This is a genomic window from Streptomyces sp. NPDC049837 (assembly GCF_040674455.1).
Lineage (GTDB): Bacteria > Actinomycetota > Actinomycetes > Streptomycetales > Streptomycetaceae > Streptomyces.
Window position 1 is genome coordinate 39,657 of sequence record NZ_JBFAMP010000004.1, and the last position, 16,226, is coordinate 55,882.

Here is a 16,226-nt window from a genome sequence, read left to right on the forward strand (position 1 = left end):
GTTGCCATGAGTGAGGTCGACCGGACCCTCTGACCTGCTGTACAGTGTGATTCGCAGCCGCGCGGTCGGCCGCGAATCAAGGTCCTGTGGAGCAGTTGGTTAGCTCGCCACCCTGTCAAGGTGGAGGTCGCGGGTTCAAGTCCCGTCAGGATCGCAACCGGAAGTAACAGAAGGGCCCGTATCCCCCAGGGATGCGGGCCCTTCTGCTGTACGCCTTGACGCGGTCATCTGCCACCGGTACCCAAGCAACAGGGAAGCGGGGGCCCTTCACCGGAGGTGACGCGCATGGCGGCGGCATCCACAGCCAGGCACGAGACACGCGCGCTGCTCCGCGCCCATCTGGCGGCCGCATCGGGCTACCGCCACATCACGCGCCACTGCCCCGTCTGTCACCGCCTCCTGAGGCTCGCCATGGAGTACCCGGACCCGGTCCAGGAGGAGCCGGAGAGCGACGGCAACGGGGCCGAGGAGCGGTCCGAGGACCCCGCGAACGGCGCCGAATGAGTGTGACGCGAGTCACGAAACCTCTTTTGAAAACCGCTCAACTTACACCCTCCCTACAACCACCCCATTTAATATGTGCAATTGCACCTGCCCGGAGGGCCTCCGGCAACCGCCGTGACGGCCCGGCACCATCACCGCACCGGCCGGCGATAGGCGCACAAAAAGATCGCGCTGGACCCGGCGGAGTCCAGCGCGATCGATGACGAAGGCCCGTTGGGGCGGGCTCACGTCGGTGGAGCTATGGGCGGGCGGACCGGGTTGGGGGACCCGGAAATGCCCGGTTCATCGGGGTGTTCAGGCCTCGCTGCGCTGCTGCGGGATACCCGCAAGCAGTGCGCGGACCTCTGCCTCGCGGTACCGGCGGTGTCCACCAAGCGTGCGGATGGACGTGAGCTTGCCCGCCTTTGCCCAGCGGGTCACCGTCTTCGGGTCCACGCGGAACATCGTGGCAACCTCAGCGGGGGTCAGCAGCGGCTCGGCATCAGGGGTGCGAGCGGTCATGAGCGGCCTCCTCGGGAGAACCGAACCTTCTCGGTTCTTTCCTCTAAATTCTGCACCTTGACCCGCGTTGCCCGAAATGGCGGACGCGAGCCGAGTCGGTTATAGGACGAACGGCTTGTCCTCGGCACTACAACTACACCATCTGTCCAGCCACGTTCGGCCAAACCGATGGAATTGCCCTCTCAGGTGTTCATCAGCGGCGGAAGCCGATGGACCATGCCATAGCGGACAGTCACGTCACAGTGACGATCAGTCACAGAGCGATCAGGAGTCAACAGGACCCCCCATAGCGTGCAATGCTGAGCCTTCCGCCCATACTTGGACGGAAGGAGCCCTCCCCGGACTCCTTGTCCTATTTTGGCATGAGGTTGGGCGATGGGCGCAAGAGCCCTGTTAGTGCTATCCGTCACCCTTGACACAAAGGCCCGGATCGGGACCAAGGGCCCCACCGGAACACCCGAATGTCCTCGGAGCGAGATCATCCGGTAGAACGCCCGCCAGATCCATAGCGGAATCCGTAGTCTTCGGCGATCTTCGGCGATCTTCGGCGATCCCCGGCGGTCCCCGGTGGCGGACCGCCTCAGACCAAGATCATCATCTCAGTTGGCGTGCTGCCGGTCGCGCACCGCGCGCCACCGCTCCGTGAGCCGCTCGTACGCCTTCCCGGCCGCCTCGCCGTCCCCGGCCCTCAGCGCCGCGATGCCCGCCGCCACGTCCGCCGCCGACCGGTCCTCGGCCAGGAGCTCCTCCGGCAGGGCGTGCACCAGCCCGCCGTAGTCCAGCTCGACCAGCGAGCGCGGGTGGAACTCCTCCAGCCAGCGCCCCACGTCCACCAGGCCCTCGGTCAGCGGCCCCTCGTCGATCGACTCGCGCAGCGTCTTCAGCGCCCGCGCCACCCGCCGCCGGGCCTGCACCATCGGCGTCCGGTACCGCAGCACCGGCGCCTTGCCGGGGCCGCCGGCCGCGACGTACTCCCGCTCCTCGTCCGAGAACAGGGCGAACCACCGCACCGGCACCTGCCACACCGCCGTACGGATCCACGGCCGCGCGTCCGGGTTCCGCTCCCGCCACCGCTCGTAGTCCGCCTCCGCCTGCTCCCGCACCACCGGCGGCAGCGCCGCGTCCAGGACCGCCGGCGGCAGCGTGCCCGGCAGCTCCTCCAGGGCCAGCCAGCCGCGCAACCGCGTCCGCCACGGGCACACGCACACCACGCCGTCCACCTCCACCACGAAGGCGTCGGCGCTCTCCTGCACGGGCACCGCGACCGGCGGCGTGGCCAGCAGGCCCACCAGCGAGCGGCGCAGCTCGTCCTGGGCGGACGGCGCGGTACCCCGGCGCGCGTACCGGGCCCAGTGGCCGCGTTCCGGCTCGGGGAAGGCCGCCAGCGGCTCGTACACCCGCAGGTACGACGCGTACGGGATGAGGACCGAGGAGACGGCTGGCATGTCACGAATCCTTCCACGCCCGTACTCCGCGAGGGGGTGATCCGCGGCACTGGCTCTCATCTACGCGCAGGTAGGACTTACTCTCTTGCCGTCAAGGTCCTCCCCCACCCGCAGGAGGGCCTCATCCGCCGCTTCGTACTTGGGAGTCACCACCGTGACCGATGTGACCGACGGCGTCCTGCACACCCTGTTCCGATCGGAGCAGGGGGGCCACGAACAAGTCGTGCTGTGCCAGGACCGTGCCTCCGGCCTGAAGGCCGTCATCGCCATCCACTCGACCGCCCTGGGCCCCGCCCTCGGCGGTACCCGCTTCTACCCGTACGCCTCCGAGGAAGACGCCGTCGCCGACGCGCTGAACCTGTCCCGGGGAATGTCGTACAAGAACGCCATGGCCGGCCTGGAGCACGGCGGCGGCAAGGCCGTGATCATCGGTGACCCGGAGCTGATCAAGACCGAGGAGCTGCTGCTCGCGTACGGCCGGTTCGTGGCCTCGCTCGGCGGCCGGTACGTCACGGCCTGCGACGTCGGCACCTATGTGGCTGACATGGACATCATCGCCCGGGAGAACCGCTGGACCACCGGCCGCTCCCCCGAGAACGGCGGCGCCGGCGACTCCTCCGTCCTCACCGCCTACGGCGTCTTCCAGGGCATGCGCGCCTCCGCCCAGCACGCCTGGGGCGACCCGACGCTGCGCGGCCGCAAGGTGGGTGTCGCGGGCGTCGGCAAGGTCGGCCACTACCTGGTGGAGCACCTGCTGGAGGACGGCGCGGAGGTCGTCATCACGGACGTACGGGAGGAGTCGGTGCGCCGGATCACCGACAAGTTCCCGCAGGTCACCGTGGTCGCGGACACCGACGCGCTGATCCGCACCGAGGGCCTGGACGTCTACGCCCCGTGTGCGCTCGGCGGCGCGCTGAACGACGACACCGTGCCCGTACTGACGGCGAAGGTGGTGTGCGGCGCGGCCAACAACCAGCTCGCGCACCCGGGCGTCGAGAAGGACATCGCCGACCGCGGGATCCTCTACGCCCCCGACTACGTCGTCAACGCCGGTGGCGTGATCCAGGTGGCCGACGAGCTGCACGGGTTCGACTTCGACCGGTGCAAGGCGAAGGCCGCGAAGATCTTCGACACCACGCTGGCGATATTCGCACGTGCGAAGGAAGACGGGATTCCGCCGGCCGCCGCGGCCGACCGGATCGCCGAGCAGCGCATGGCGGAGGCACGCCGCGGGTAATTCCGTGGTGAGCCGTGGTTGACAGCGTCGACCCGCCGGCCGTCGTGAGCGTGTTTCCCCGGAGGGAGACATGGCTCACGCCGGTCGGCGGGTCGACCGCCAAGAAGAGGTTAAAATCGCTGCTGACCAGCGAGGACAGGGCTCCTCGTCGGTCCTGTTCCGAGGCGCGTCATGCGGGCGGCGTACCGTATGGCCGCGGAAGCAGGTACCGTTGAAGCCCTACGGGCCGGTCTCTCCACGGAGAGTCCGTTCCGAATCATGAACGCGTGTCAAGACTCTGGGGCCGTCGAGCCCCGTCACCGAGGGGGTCGAGCCATGGGGCGCGGCCGGGCCAAGGCCAAGCAGACGAAGGTCGCCCGCCAGCTGAAGTACAACAGCGGCGGGACTGACCTGTCGCGTCTGGCCAGCGAGCTGGGCGCTTCTACTCCGCAACCGCTCTCGCAGCCGCCGAATGGCGAGCCTTTCGAGGACGATGACGAGGAAGACGACCCGTACGCCCGCTACGCGGAGTTGTACAACGACGACGATGACGAGGACGACGAGTCCGGTCCGTCGGCACAGCGTCGCGGTGCTTGACGCCTGATTTCACTCAACCCGGTCCGGGGCCCCGCCCCGGACCGGGTTCTGTGCTGCTCAGCTCGCGTACTCCCCGGTCAGGGTCGCGCCCGTGGTGTGCTCGCCGCGCTCGGTGATCTCACCGGCGACCCAGGCGTCCACGCCCCGGTCCGCCAGCGTGGTCAGCGCCACGTCGACCGACTCGGCGGGGACGACGGCCATCATGCCGACGCCCATGTTCAGGGTCTTCTCCAGCTCCAGCCGCTCCACCTGACCGGCCTTGCCGACCAGGTCGAACACCGCGCCGGGGGCCCAGGTCGACCGGTCGACCGTGGCGTGCAGCCCGTCCGGGATCACCCGGGCGAGGTTCGCGGCGAGGCCGCCGCCGGTGATGTGACTGAACGCGTGCACATCGGTGGTCCGGGTGAGCGCCAGGCAGTCCAGCGAGTAGATCTTGGTGGGCTCCAGCAGCTCCTCGCCGAGGGTGCGGCCGAACTCCTCGACCTGCTGGTCCAGGCGCATCCCGGCCCGGTCGAACAGCACATGGCGGACGAGCGAGTACCCGTTGGAGTGAAGGCCGGAGGACGCCATGGCGATGACCGCGTCACCCGTACGGATGCGATCGGCGCCCAGCAGCCGGTCGGCCTCCACCACGCCCGTACCGGCGCCGGCGACGTCGAAGTCGTCCGGGCCCAGCAGGCCGGGGTGCTCGGCGGTCTCACCGCCGACCAGGGCGCAGCCGGCCAGGACGCAGCCCTCGGCGATGCCCTTGACGATGGCGGCGACCCGCTCGGGGTGGACCTTGCCGACGCAGATGTAGTCCGTCATGAACAGCGGCTCGGCGCCGCACACGACGATGTCGTCCATGACCATCGCGACCAGGTCGTGGCCGATGGTGTCGTAGACGCCCATCTGGCGGGCGATGTCGACCTTCGTACCGACGCCGTCGGTCGCGGAGGCCAGCAGCGGGCGCTCGTAGCGCTTGAGGGCGGAGGCGTCGAAGAGACCGGCGAAGCCGCCGAGGCCGCCGAGGACCTCGGGGCGCTGGGTCTTCTTCACCCACTCCTTCATCAGCTCGACGGCGCGGTCGCCCGCCTCGATGTCGACGCCCGCGGCTGCGTAGCTGGCACCGGTGGTCTCAGTCTCAGACATGACTGTGAGAACTTTCGTGTCGTACTGCAGGGATTGCGGGTGGTCCTACGGGCGACGGAGCGCGTCGGCCGCGGCCGTGGCGGCCGGACCGGCGGCCAGCTCGGTCTCCAGGAGCTGCTTGCCGAGCAGCTCGGGGTCCGGCAGTTCCATCGGGTACTCACCGTCGAAGCAGGCGCGGCACAGCTTCTGCTTGTCGATGGTGGTGGCCTCGATCATGCCGTCGAGGGAGATGTACGAGAGGGAGTCGGCGCCGAGCGACTTGCCGATCTCCTCGACCGTCATGCCGTTGGCGATCAGCTCGGCGCGGGTGGCGAAGTCGATGCCGAAGAAGCACGGCCACTTCACGGGCGGCGAGGAGATCCGGATGTGGACCTCGGCGGCCCCGGCCTCGCGGAGCATCCGGACGAGCGCGCGCTGGGTGTTTCCGCGGACGATCGAGTCGTCCACGACCACCAGGCGCTTGCCCTTGATGACTTCCTTGAGCGGGTTCAGCTTCAGCCGGATGCCGAGCTGGCGGATGGTCTGGGACGGCTGGATGAAGGTCCGGCCGACGTACGCGTTCTTCACCAGGCCCGCGCCGAAGGGGATGCCGCTGGCCTCCGCGTAGCCGATCGCGGCGGGCGTGCCGGATTCGGGCGTCGCTATGACCAGGTCGGCCTCGACGGGGGCTTCCTTGGCCAGCTTGCGGCCCATCTCCACGCGGGAGAGGTACACGTTCCGGCCGGCGATGTCGGTGTCGGGGCGCGCCAGGTACACGTACTCGAAGACACAGCCCTTGGGCTTCGCTTCCGCGAATCGCGAGGTGCGGATGCCGTTCTCGTCGATGGCGATCATCTCGCCCGGCTCGACCTCGCGGACGTAGGCGGCGCCACAGATGTCGAGGGCGGCGGACTCGGAGGCGACGACCCAGCCGCGCTCCAGGCGGCCGAGGACCAGCGGGCGGATGCCCTGCGGGTCACGGGCGGCGTAGAGGGTGTGCTCGTCCATGAAGACGAGGGAGAAGGCGCCCCGGACCTCGGGGAGGACCTTGGCGGCCGCCTCCTCGATGGTCAGCGGCTTGCCGTCGTCGTCGACCTGGCCCGCGAGGAGCGCGGTGACGAGGTCGGTGTCGTTGGTGGCGGCCACCTGCGTGGCGCGGCCGTCCTTCTTGGGGAGGTCGGCGACCATCTCGGCGAGCTGGGCCGTGTTGACCAGGTTGCCGTTGTGGCCGAGCGCGATGGAGCCGTGGGCGGTGGCCCGGAAGGTCGGCTGCGCGTTCTCCCACACGGAGGCGCCGGTGGTCGAGTAGCGGGCGTGTCCGACCGCGATGTGACCCTGGAGGGAGCCGAGGGAGGTCTCGTCGAAGACCTGGGAGACCAGGCCCATGTCCTTGAAGACGAGGATCTGGGAGCCGTTGCTGACCGCGATTCCCGCGGATTCCTGACCCCGATGCTGGAGGGCGTAGAGCCCGAAGTACGTGAGCTTTGCGACCTCTTCACCCGGAGCCCAGACACCGAAGACGCCGCAAGCGTCCTGGGGGCCCTTCTCGCCGGGAAGCAGATCGTGATTGAGTCGACCGTCACCACGTGGCACGCCACCGAGTGTAGGCGAGGTCGACCACTGGTCCGAATTGGGGACGGGACGGAGCGGGAAGCGGGCGGGAGGCGCAGCGGATCGCTCCATTCCGGTTGCGCCCCGCCGATGGGCTCCTGACCAGCGGCTGAGTAGGCGATGAGCGGGCCGGACGGGGCCCGGCCCGGGTCTGACCAGGGGCGCTCGGCCCGCTGCGGGTCGCGCCGGGTGTGACGGACCTCGCAGCCGGGCGAGACCCTACTCGGCGCCCTCCGCGCCCGCCGCGAAGCCGGTCCCGCCGGGCGCGGTGACCGTCAGGCTGCGGTGGTCGATCTTGTACGTGACCTTGCCCTTCATCGTCTCCAGCAGGGCACGCTCCAGCTCCATCGCGGGGCCCGGGCACAGCTTGCGGGTGCTGGTGACGCGACCGAACGTCAGCGTCGAGCCGTCGGTGGTGACGGGGGCGCTGAACCGGTTGCAGCCCAGGTTGCCGCGTACGGAGCCGTCCTTGCCGAACACGAAGGACGCCTTGCCCTCGGTGCCGGCCGGCAGGGAGGTGGCGGCCTGGCCGGAGACCAGCGAGTTCACCGTCCACTTGGTGCCGACGAGCGGTGCCGGGGGCTGCTCGCTGAGCCGGATCGAGTCGCCGTCGGTGGTGGTCAGCGTCAGCTCGCCGTCGGTCAGCCTGGCCTTGAGCTTGCCGGTGAGGGCGGACTTCAGCGCGTCCTCGAAGCCCTGGAGCGGCTCGGGGCAGCCCATCTCGGTCATGCCCGTGTCGCTGAGGGTGATCGTGTCGCCCTCGACGGCCGCCCTGGCGTTGAAGTGGTTGCAGCCGAAGTTGCCCTTGGCCTGGCCCTTGGGGTCGATCTCGACGTGGGCGCCGGCCGGGGCGGCGGTCTTCTTGCCGTCGACGGTGACGCTCTCGACGGTCCAGTGCACCCCGGTGACCGGCACGTCGGGGCGTACGGAGGCGCTGCCGTCGCCCGCGCCCGATCCGTTCCCGCTCTGGGTGCCGCAGGCGGTGAGGCCCAGGGCGAGGAGCGGGACGAGCGCGGCGGCGGCCCGGGGGAGGTGCGGGGGTTTCTTCAGCATGGTCGGCATGGTGATGGGACGGACGGGGTGGGGCGCCGGTTCCGTTTCAGGGCCGTCCGGGGGTTCAGGGCCGCCCGGGGGTTCAGGGCCGTCCGGGGGTTCAAGGCCGTCCGGGGGCGTTGGCCGGGGGCGGGCTCAGCCGAGGACCGGGAGGTGGGCCGACAGGTCCGCCCGTTCGCCGCTCGCGTGGACCCGCGCCGCGGACAGGGCCTCCGCCCACGTGGTGCGGCCCGTGGCGAGCCGGATCCACGTCAGCGGGTCGGTCTCCACGACGTTCGGCGGCGTCCCACGGGTGTGCCGGGGGCCCTCGACGCACTGCACCACCGCGTGCGGCGGCACCCGCACCTCCACCGACCCGCCCGGGGCCTTCACCGCGAGCGCGTCGGCGAGCAGCCGGGTGCAGGCGGCCAGCGCCTGGCGGTCGTACGGGAGGTCGAGCCCGGTCGCGGCGTTCAGGTCGTCGGTGTGGACGATCAGTTCGACCGTGCGGGTCACCAGGAAGTCGGCGAGGCGGACTCCGCCGAAGCGGGTGACGATCAGCCGCTCGTCCGGGGCCGCCACCAGCACGTCGGCCAGCCGCCGCCCGGTCTCCTCGTACAGCTCGGCGAGCGCGCCCGGGGTTTCCGCTGCCGCCTCGGCGATCTCGCGGGTGTCGTGGTCGACGTCCCCGGCGTACTTCCGGGTGGCGAGCGGCCAGTCGAGCAGGGCCAGGTCCCGGGTGGCCGGCTCGGGCGCGGCCACGCCCCGGATCACGGAGCGCACGGCCATGGTGATGTGCGCGGCCAGTTCGCGGACCGTCCACTCGCCCAGCCGCGTCGGCAGGGCGAGTTGCTCGGGCGTGAGGGTCAGGACCCCCTGGCGTACGTGGTCGAACTGGGCGAGCACGGCGGCCCGCGTCTTGGCGGGGTCGTAGCTGCGGGTGCGCTTCTTGGCGGGAGGCATGGGCCGAGGCTAGCCGCGTCGCCGTGTGGCAGGGCCGTATCCCCCGGCGGAGACTGGAAGGGGGGTTACGAGAGGGGTGGAAGGATCATGGCGGAACACCCTGACGCCGCACTGGTGCGCAAGGCCTACGAAGCGTTCACCACAGGAGACATGGATACGGTCGCCTCTCTGATGACGGGTGACTGTACGCACCATGCGCCCGGCGAGAGCCAGATGTCCGGGCACATCAAGGGCCGTGACAACGTGATGGCCCACTTCGGCAAGCTCATGGAGCTGACCCACGGCACCTTCCGTGTGGAGCTGCAGGACGTCTTCGCGGACGGCCGGGGCCACGTCATGGCCGTCCACAAGTGGCACGGCGACCGCGGTGACCGGGGCATCGAGATGAAGGGCGGCCTCTTCGTCACCCTCCTCGGCGGCAAGTTCTCCGACGTCGACGAGTGCGTCGAGGACATCGACGAGGCCGACGCCTTCTGGGGTCAGGCCGAGTAGGCGCCCGCCCCCACCGTGAACGTCTCGCCGCCCGCCGGGACGCCGACACCACGCCAGGTGAACGGGATGCCACGGGCGGTGCGCGGGTCGGGGCCGTCCATGAGCTGGAAGTGCAGGTGCGGTTCCGTGGAGTTGCCCGAGTTGCCGCAGTGGGCGATCGGCTGCCCGGCGGCGACCCGGTCACCCGGGCGTACCCGCAGCGAGCCGCGCCGGAGGTGGGCGTACATCGCGTACGTACCGTCGCCGAGGTCCAGCACGATGTGGTTGCCGATGATGTGACGCGGCCCGCCCAGTGACCGGAACAGGCCCTCCACCAGCAGGAAGTACGGCAGCGCGGGCAGCGAGTTCCGGCTGAGGTGGTCGCGTTGGCGGTCCTCGGCGTGCACCACCGTCGCGTCCGCGACCGCGAGGAGCGGGGCGCCGAAGGCGGGGAAGTCGCCGTTGCGCCGCACGATGGGCCACAGCGGGGCGAAGGGCGGCCTCGGGCTCGTCTCCGACTCGGCCACGATGTCGATGGCGTACGTCTGGCCCAGGTAGTGGGTGCCGTGGCTCGGCACCTTGTCCGCCGGGCTGTTCAGGGCGGACCAGGTGCCGGCGACCGGCGGGTCCACCTCGACCGCGTCGTGTGCGGCGGGTGCGGTGCCGGTGGTACGGCGCTCCTCCGTGCGGTTCAGCGCGATACGGATGGCGACGGCGGCCAGGGCCGGAAGCCAGCCGACCCAGTAGTCGTACGGCAGGTCGACGAAGGGCGAGGCGAGCGCCTGGACGATGAAGAGCGCCCACAGGACGCGGGTGAGTATCGCCGCGGTCTTGCGCATGGACATGGTGTTCCCCCGTGTTCGATTGCGGTCCTACGTCTTACGGCCTTACGTCGTCACGGCCTTACGGGCCTTCCGGCCGGGCCGTGGCCAGGGCCACGAGCAGCGGCACCACGCGGCCCGCCGGGACCTCGTAGCGGCCGCGCCCGGCGGTGTGGAGCCAGCCCGCGCCGGTCAGTTGGCGCAGGTGGTGGTAGATCTGGCCGGTCGTGCCGATCTCCTCCAGCGCGGCCAGCTCGGCGGCGGTGCGCCGGCCGCCGACGATCTCGCGCAGCAGCCGGAGCCGGACGGGGTGGCCGAGCGCCGCGAAGGACTCGGCGGCCTCCGTCCAGTCGCCGTCCAACTGCTCGTCGGTGAGGACGCCGTACTGCCACTCGTACTGCTCCCCCGTCGGCAGCCGTACGGCTCCGGTGAACAGCACCCCGCCGTCGGGCACGCCCGCCTGGGCGAGCTGTGCCTTGAGCCCTTCCAGGGCCCAGAAGTCGCCCTCCCCGACGGGCGGTACGGCACGGTCGCCGCTCTCCAGCGCCGCCATGCGCCGCTCCAGTTCCGCGACGCGCTCCTCCAGCTCCATGACGCAGAGAATACGTAGTTACGTAATTACGTGCAAGGCAGCGACGGAAGAGCTGACGAAAGAGCCCCCGCCCGGACCACGAGGTCCGGACAGGGGCTCTCTCAGAAGGGTGCGATCAGGCCAGCAGACCCGGGATGGTCGCCTCGTGCGCCGTACGCAGCTCGCTCAGCGCGATGCTGAACTCGCCCTGTACGTCGATCTCGTCGCCGTCAACGACACCGATCCGCGTCGCGGGCAGCCCGCGCGCGCCGCACATGTCGGTGAAGCGGAGCTCCTCGCTGCGCGGGACGGACACGACCGCGCGGCCGGCCGACTCGCTGAACAGGAACGTGAACGCGTCGAGACCGTCCGGGACGATCAGGCGCGCGCCCTTCCCGCCACGCAGGCAGGACTCGACGACCGCCTGGATCAGGCCACCGTCCGACAGGTCGTGGGCGGCATCGATCATGCCGTCGCGGGAGCCGGCGATCAGGATCTCGCCGAGCAGTCGCTCCCGGTCCAGGTCCACCTTGGGCGGCAGGCCGCCGAGGTGGTTGTGGACGACCTCGGACCAGGCCGAGCCGCCGAACTCCTCACGCGTGTCGCCCAGCAGGTAGAGGAGCTGGCCCTCCTCGGCGAACGCGATCGGCGTACGGCGGTTGACGTCGTCGATCACGCCCAGCACGGCCACCACGGGGGTGGGGTGGATGGCGACGTCGCCCGTCTGGTTGTACAGCGACACGTTGCCGCCGGTCACCGGCGTCCCGAGCTGCTGGCAGCCGTCCGCCAGACCGCGCGTGGCCTCGGCGAACTGCCACATCACCGCCGGGTCCTCGGGCGAGCCGAAGTTCAGGCAGTCGGAGATGGCCAGCGGCTTGGCACCGGACGCGGCGACATTGCGGTACGACTCCGCCAGCGCGAGCTGCGCGCCCGTGTACGGGTCGAGCTTCGCGTACCGGCCGTTGCCGTCCGTCGCGATCGCCACGCCGAGGTTGGTCTCGTCGTCGATCCGGATCATGCCGGAGTCCTCGGGCTGGGCGAGGACGGTGTTGCCCTGCACGAACCGGTCGTACTGGTCGGTGATCCACGCCTTGGAGGCCTGGTTCGGGTGCGCGACCAGTTGGAGGACCTGCTCGCGCAGCTCCTCGCCGGAGGACGGCCGGGGGAGCTTGTTCGCGTCGTCGGCCTGGAGCGCGTCCTGCCACGCGGGCCGCTCGTACGGCCGGTGGTAGGTCGGGCCCTCGTGGGCGACGGTGCCCGGGGGCACGTCCACGATCTGCTCGCCGTGCCAGAAGATCTCCAGCCGGTCGCCGTCGGTCACCTCACCGATGACGGTGGCGATGACGTCCCACTTCTCGCAGATCTCCATGAAGCGGTCGACGTGCTGCGGCTCGACGATCGCGCACATGCGCTCCTGCGACTCGCTCATGAGGATCTCCTCCGGCGAGAGCGACGCGTCACGCAGCGGCACGGTGTCCAGCTCGACCCGCATGCCGCCGGTGCCGGCGGAGGCGAGCTCGCTGGTCGCACAGGACAGGCCCGCGCCACCGAGGTCCTGGATGCCGGCGACGAGCTTCTCCTTGAAGATCTCAAGGGTGCACTCGATCAGGAGCTTCTCCTGGAACGGGTCACCGACCTGGACGGCGGGCCGCTTGGTGGGCTTGGTGTCGTCGAAGGTCTCGGACGCGAGGACCGAGACGCCGCCGATGCCGTCGCCGCCCGTGCGGGCGCCGTACAGGATGACCTTGTTGCCGGGGCCGGACGCCTTGGCGAGGTGGATGTCCTCGTGCTTCATCACACCGATGCAGCCGGCGTTGACCAGCGGGTTGCCCTGGTAGCAGGAGTCGAAGACGACCTCACCACCGATGTTCGGCAGGCCCAGGCAGTTGCCGTAGCCGCCGATGCCCGCGACGACGCCCGGCAGGACGCGCTTGGTGTCGGGGTGGTCGGCCGCGCCGAACCGCAGCGGGTCGACGACCGCGACCGGACGGGCACCCATGGCGAGGATGTCGCGGACGATGCCGCCGACGCCGGTGGCCGCGCCCTGGTAGGGCTCGATGTACGAGGGGTGGTTGTGCGACTCGACCTTGAAGGTCACCGCGTACCCCTGGCCGACGTCGACGACGCCCGCGTTCTCGCCGATGCCGACGAGCATCGCGTCGTTCTCGGGGGCCTTCTCGCCGAACTGCTTCAGGTGGACCTTGCTGCTCTTGTACGAGCAGTGCTCCGACCACATGACCGAGTACATGGCCAGCTCGGCACCGGTCGGGCGCCGGCCGAGGATCTCCCGGATGCGCTCGTACTCGTCCTTCTTCAGGCCGAGCTCGGCCCACGGCTGCTCGACGTCGGGGGTCTCGGTGGCGTGCTTGACGGTGTCGAGGCTCATCAGACGTTGACCAGCTTCTTGAGGATCGAGGTGAAGAAACCGAGCCCGTCGGTACGGCCCGTACCGACCAGCGGCTCCACGGCGTGCTCCGGGTGCGGCATCAGGCCGACGACATTGCCGGCGGCGTTGGTGATGCCGGCGATGTCGCGCAGCGAGCCGTTCGGGTTGAAGTCCTGGTACCGGAAGACGACCCGCCCCTCGGCCTCCAGCTCGTCGAGCGTGCGCTCGTCGGCGACGTACCGGCCGTCGATGTTCTTGAGCGGGATGTGGATCTCCTGGCCCCGCGCGTAATCGGCGGTCCAGGCGGTCTCCGCGTTCTCCACCCGCAGCTTCTGGTCGCGGCAGATGAAGTGCAGGTGGTTGTTGCGCAGCATCGCGCCGGGCAGCAGGTGCGACTCGGTCAGCACCTGGAAGCCGTTGCAGATGCCGAGGACCGGCATTCCGGCCCTGGCCTGCTCGATGATCGTTTCCATCACCGGCGAGAACCGGGAGATGGCACCGGCGCGCAGGTAGTCGCCGTAGGAGAACCCACCCGGCAGGACGACCGCGTCGACCTGCTTGAGGTCCTTGTCACGGTGCCAGAGCGAGACGGGCTCCGCGCCCGCGAGCCGGACCGCGCGCAGCGCGTCCCGGTCGTCGAGCGTCCCGGGGAAGGTGACGACCCCGATCCGAGCGGTCACGACTCCACCTTCACGACGAAGTCCTCGATGACGGTGTTGGCGAGGAACGTCTCGGCCATCTCGTGGATGCGGGCGAGGGCGGCGTCATCGACCGGCCCCTCCACATCGAGCTCGAAACGCTTTCCCTGACGGACGTCGGTGATCCCCTCGAAACCGAGGCGGGGCAGTGCGCGCTGCACCGCCTGTCCCTGCGGGTCGAGGATCTCCGGCTTGAGCATGACGTCGACTACGACGCGTGCCACTGGCACTCCCGGTGGTGTGTTGCGTGGGCGGTTCCCTCAGCGTACCTGTCTCCAAAATCTACGCGAGTAGACATCTGGAGGACCCTACAAAAGGACGCAAGAACACACCGAGATCCAGCAGGAAAAATCCCGGAAAAGAATGCCACCGGCCATTGCCGCCGGACACGCTGATGCAATTGCCTGGGCTTCACAATGCCATGTGATCCGCTGTACAAAGGAATACAGCGGAAAGCAGCATTGCCCGTCAACAGCCGTAAATCCGGTATAGCCGCATGTCAGACATGTCACGTCAGGCATGTCAAGCAGGTCAGGGCGGCACACCGCGGGAAAGGACCGATATCCGTGGCGCAACGCGTAGTGGTCACGCTCTTCGACGACATCGACGGAGGAGAAGCGGCGGAAACGGTCACCTTCGGCCTCGACGGCAAGATGTACGAGATCGACCTCAACCCCGCCAATGCAAAGAAACTGCGCAAGGCCCTTGAGCCGTACGTGGAGGCCGGCCGCAAGCGGTCCGTCGGCGGCGGCACCGGAACCGGCCGCGCCAAGTCCCGCGCCTCGTACAAGCACACCTCGCTCGAACCCGACCCGGCGGCGGTCCGCGCCTGGGCGCAGTCCAACAAGATGGACGTCCCCGCCCGCGGCCGGATCCCGAAGCGGGTCTACGAGGCGTTCCGCGAGGCGAGCTGACGCACCGCCGCCTCCCCCTGGAAGCACCGAGTTGCGCGACACCCCTGGTGATCCGCTAGAGTCTGGATCACGCCGAGGGGCGAGGCCGGAAGGCCCCGAACCTCACGCAGCGTGCGGGTGTAGTTCAGTAGTAGAACATCCCCCTTCCAGGGGGAAGGCGCAGTGTGCGATTCCTGTCACCCGCTCTGCATCACGTACCGACCACTCCGGTCAATCAGGTACAGTGGTGTTCGCACCGCCCGGTGAGAGCCGGTCGGGAGCAATGCGGACGTGGCTCAGTTGGTAGAGCATCACCTTGCCAAGGTGAGGGTCGCGAGTTCGAATCTCGTCGTCCGCTCAGAGTACGAAGGCCCCGGTCATCACGACCGGGGCCTTCGTCGTGTCGCGCTGCTTTCGGCTCCGATGACATTTGTCATCGACAACCGGTGACAGCGCGGCCTGCCCCCGGGCGGCGGGCGGCGGAAGCCTTGAGACATGACCAACGTGATCGAGGCGGAAGACGTCCGGCGCAGCTACGCCGGGGGGTTCGAGGCCGTGACCGGCATCACCTTCTCCGTGGCGCGCGGCGAGATCTTCGCCCTGCTGGGCACCAACGGCGCGGGCAAGACCTCCACCGTGGAACTGCTGGAGGGCCTCGCCCGCCCGAGCGGCGGCACCGTACGGGTCCTCGGCCACGACCCGTACGCCGAACGCGCCGCCGTCCGGCCCCGGATCGGCGTGATGCTCCAGGAGGGCGGCTTCCCCTCCGACCTCACGGTCGCCGAGACCGTACGGATGTGGGCCGGCTGCACCACCGGTGCGCGGCCGGCCGGGGAGGCGCTGGAGATGGTCGGGCTGGGCGCCCGGTCCGGGGTGCGCGTCAAGCAACTGTCCGGCGGCGAGAAGCGGCGGCTGGACCTGGCGCTGGCCCTGCTCGGCCGCCCCGAGGTGCTGTTCCTGGACGAGCCGTCGACCGGCCTGGACGCGGAAGGACGGCGCGACACCTGGGAGTTGGTACGGGCGCTGCGGGACGGCGGCACGACCGTGCTGCTCACCACGCACTACCTGGAAGAGGCCGAGGCGCTCGCCGACCGGCTGGCCATCATGCACCAGGGGCGGATCGTGACGGCCGGCACGCCCGCCGAGGTGACGGCCTCGCGGCCGGCCCGCATCCGCTTCGTCCTTCCCGAAGGGGTCCCGGCCGGGCGGCTGCCGCTTTCGCTGCGGGCCGCGGCGACGGGGCGGAGGGTCGAGATCCGTACCCACGAACTCCAGGACGCGCTCGGCGAACTGCTGCTGTGGGCCCGCGAGACGGACGTACGGCTCGAAGGGCTGGACGCCCGGTCCGCCTCCCTGGAGGAGGCCTTCCTCGACATCGCGCGGAACGAAACGGTGGGTGTGTGACGT

17 protein-coding genes and 3 tRNA genes are annotated in these 16,226 nt (G+C 69.9%); 9 read left to right on the forward strand and 11 right to left on the reverse strand.

Annotation, left to right across the window (positions count from 1 at the left end):
• Positions 1-80 precede the first annotated feature (80 nt).
• Together AB0J57_RS11540 and AB0J57_RS11545 are read left to right on the forward strand one after the other, a co-directional pair.
• Positions 81-154: transfer RNA gene (locus tag AB0J57_RS11540), tRNA-Asp, on the forward strand.
• Positions 155-285: 131 nt separating this feature from the next.
• Positions 286-504 (forward strand): DUF6274 family protein, encoded by a 219-nt coding sequence (locus tag AB0J57_RS11545; RefSeq protein ID WP_366127862.1) that lies wholly within the window; start codon positions 286-288, stop codon positions 502-504.
• Positions 505-798: 294 nt separating this feature from the next.
• On the opposite strand, the gene bldC is transcribed toward AB0J57_RS11545, so the two are convergent.
• Both bldC and AB0J57_RS11555 read right to left on the reverse strand, forming a co-directional pair.
• Entirely contained in the window at positions 799-1,005 is a 207-nt protein-coding gene (gene bldC / locus AB0J57_RS11550; RefSeq protein WP_003949541.1) for a developmental transcriptional regulator BldC, read from the reverse strand.
• A gap of 599 nt (positions 1,006-1,604) precedes the next feature.
• Positions 1,605-2,450 carry a hypothetical protein gene (locus AB0J57_RS11555; protein WP_366127863.1) on the reverse strand — a complete coding sequence of 282 codons (846 nt, stop codon included), beginning with the start codon at positions 2,448-2,450 and terminating at the stop codon, positions 1,605-1,607.
• A gap of 154 nt (positions 2,451-2,604) precedes the next feature.
• Here AB0J57_RS11555 and AB0J57_RS11560 point away from each other — a divergent pair, with 154 nt between their 5' ends.
• Positions 2,605-3,687 (forward strand): Glu/Leu/Phe/Val dehydrogenase dimerization domain-containing protein, encoded by a 1,083-nt coding sequence (locus AB0J57_RS11560; protein ID WP_366127864.1) that lies wholly within the window; start codon positions 2,605-2,607, stop codon positions 3,685-3,687.
• A gap of 315 nt (positions 3,688-4,002) precedes the next feature.
• A complete protein-coding gene (locus AB0J57_RS11565; protein ID WP_366127865.1) occupies positions 4,003-4,263 on the forward strand; it encodes a DUF3073 domain-containing protein in 261 nt (86 codons plus the stop codon).
• A gap of 57 nt (positions 4,264-4,320) precedes the next feature.
• Here AB0J57_RS11565 and purM read toward each other — a convergent pair whose 3' ends face one another.
• The 4 genes from purM to AB0J57_RS11585 all read right to left on the reverse strand — a co-directional run bounded on the left by purM (position 4,321) and on the right by AB0J57_RS11585 (position 8,979).
• Positions 4,321-5,394 carry a phosphoribosylformylglycinamidine cyclo-ligase gene (purM, locus tag AB0J57_RS11570; RefSeq protein WP_366127866.1) on the reverse strand — a complete coding sequence of 358 codons (1,074 nt, stop codon included), beginning with the start codon at positions 5,392-5,394 and terminating at the stop codon, positions 4,321-4,323.
• Positions 5,395-5,439: 45 nt separating this feature from the next.
• Positions 5,440-6,966 carry an amidophosphoribosyltransferase gene (gene purF / locus AB0J57_RS11575; protein WP_366127867.1) on the reverse strand — a complete coding sequence of 509 codons (1,527 nt, stop codon included), beginning with the start codon at positions 6,964-6,966 and terminating at the stop codon, positions 5,440-5,442.
• 237 nt (positions 6,967-7,203) lie between these two features.
• Complete coding sequence (locus AB0J57_RS11580) at positions 7,204-8,037, reverse strand: META domain-containing protein (RefSeq protein ID WP_366127868.1); 834 nt, start codon at positions 8,035-8,037, stop codon at positions 7,204-7,206.
• A gap of 135 nt (positions 8,038-8,172) precedes the next feature.
• A complete protein-coding gene (locus tag AB0J57_RS11585; RefSeq protein ID WP_366127869.1) occupies positions 8,173-8,979 on the reverse strand; it encodes a sterol carrier family protein in 807 nt (268 codons plus the stop codon).
• Between the two features lie 87 nt (positions 8,980-9,066).
• Here AB0J57_RS11585 and AB0J57_RS11590 point away from each other — a divergent pair, with 87 nt between their 5' ends.
• Positions 9,067-9,471: a nuclear transport factor 2 family protein gene (locus AB0J57_RS11590; protein WP_366127870.1), complete on the forward strand. Its 405-nt coding sequence runs from the start codon at positions 9,067-9,069 to the stop codon at positions 9,469-9,471.
• Here the strand turns inward: AB0J57_RS11590 and AB0J57_RS11595 are convergent.
• From AB0J57_RS11595 to purS, 5 genes are all read right to left on the reverse strand, one after another.
• Positions 9,459-10,295 (reverse strand): M23 family metallopeptidase, encoded by an 837-nt coding sequence (locus AB0J57_RS11595; protein WP_366127872.1) that lies wholly within the window; start codon positions 10,293-10,295, stop codon positions 9,459-9,461. The genes AB0J57_RS11590 and AB0J57_RS11595 overlap by 13 nt on opposite strands.
• A 58-nt stretch (positions 10,296-10,353) precedes the next feature.
• Positions 10,354-10,863 carry a helix-turn-helix domain-containing protein gene (locus AB0J57_RS11600; RefSeq protein WP_366127874.1) on the reverse strand — a complete coding sequence of 170 codons (510 nt, stop codon included), beginning with the start codon at positions 10,861-10,863 and terminating at the stop codon, positions 10,354-10,356.
• 115 nt (positions 10,864-10,978) lie between these two features.
• Positions 10,979-13,228, reverse strand: coding sequence for a phosphoribosylformylglycinamidine synthase subunit PurL (purL, locus tag AB0J57_RS11605; RefSeq protein ID WP_366127875.1), 2,250 nt, complete (start codon positions 13,226-13,228; stop codon positions 10,979-10,981).
• On the reverse strand, positions 13,228-13,908 hold the full coding sequence (gene purQ, locus AB0J57_RS11610; RefSeq protein WP_366127876.1) for a phosphoribosylformylglycinamidine synthase subunit PurQ: 681 nt from the start codon (positions 13,906-13,908) through the stop codon (positions 13,228-13,230). Before purQ ends, purL begins: the two co-directional genes overlap by 1 nt.
• Entirely contained in the window at positions 13,905-14,150 is a 246-nt protein-coding gene (gene purS / locus AB0J57_RS11615; RefSeq protein ID WP_366127877.1) for a phosphoribosylformylglycinamidine synthase subunit PurS, read from the reverse strand. The genes purQ and purS overlap by 4 nt, the downstream gene beginning before the upstream one ends.
• Before the next feature lie 342 nt (positions 14,151-14,492).
• Between purS and AB0J57_RS11620 the strand changes: the two genes are divergently transcribed.
• The 4 genes from AB0J57_RS11620 (at position 14,493) to AB0J57_RS11635 (ending at position 16,223) form a co-directional block, all read left to right on the forward strand.
• A complete protein-coding gene (locus AB0J57_RS11620; RefSeq protein WP_366127878.1) occupies positions 14,493-14,840 on the forward strand; it encodes an Lsr2 family protein in 348 nt (115 codons plus the stop codon).
• A 113-nt stretch (positions 14,841-14,953) separates the two neighbouring features.
• Positions 14,954-15,025, forward strand: a tRNA-Gly gene (locus AB0J57_RS11625).
• A gap of 79 nt (positions 15,026-15,104) precedes the next feature.
• Positions 15,105-15,177: transfer RNA gene (locus tag AB0J57_RS11630), tRNA-Gly, on the forward strand.
• 137 nt (positions 15,178-15,314) lie between these two features.
• On the forward strand, positions 15,315-16,223 hold the full coding sequence (locus AB0J57_RS11635; protein ID WP_366127879.1) for an ABC transporter ATP-binding protein: 909 nt from the start codon (positions 15,315-15,317) through the stop codon (positions 16,221-16,223).
• Positions 16,224-16,226: the final 3 nt, after the last annotated feature.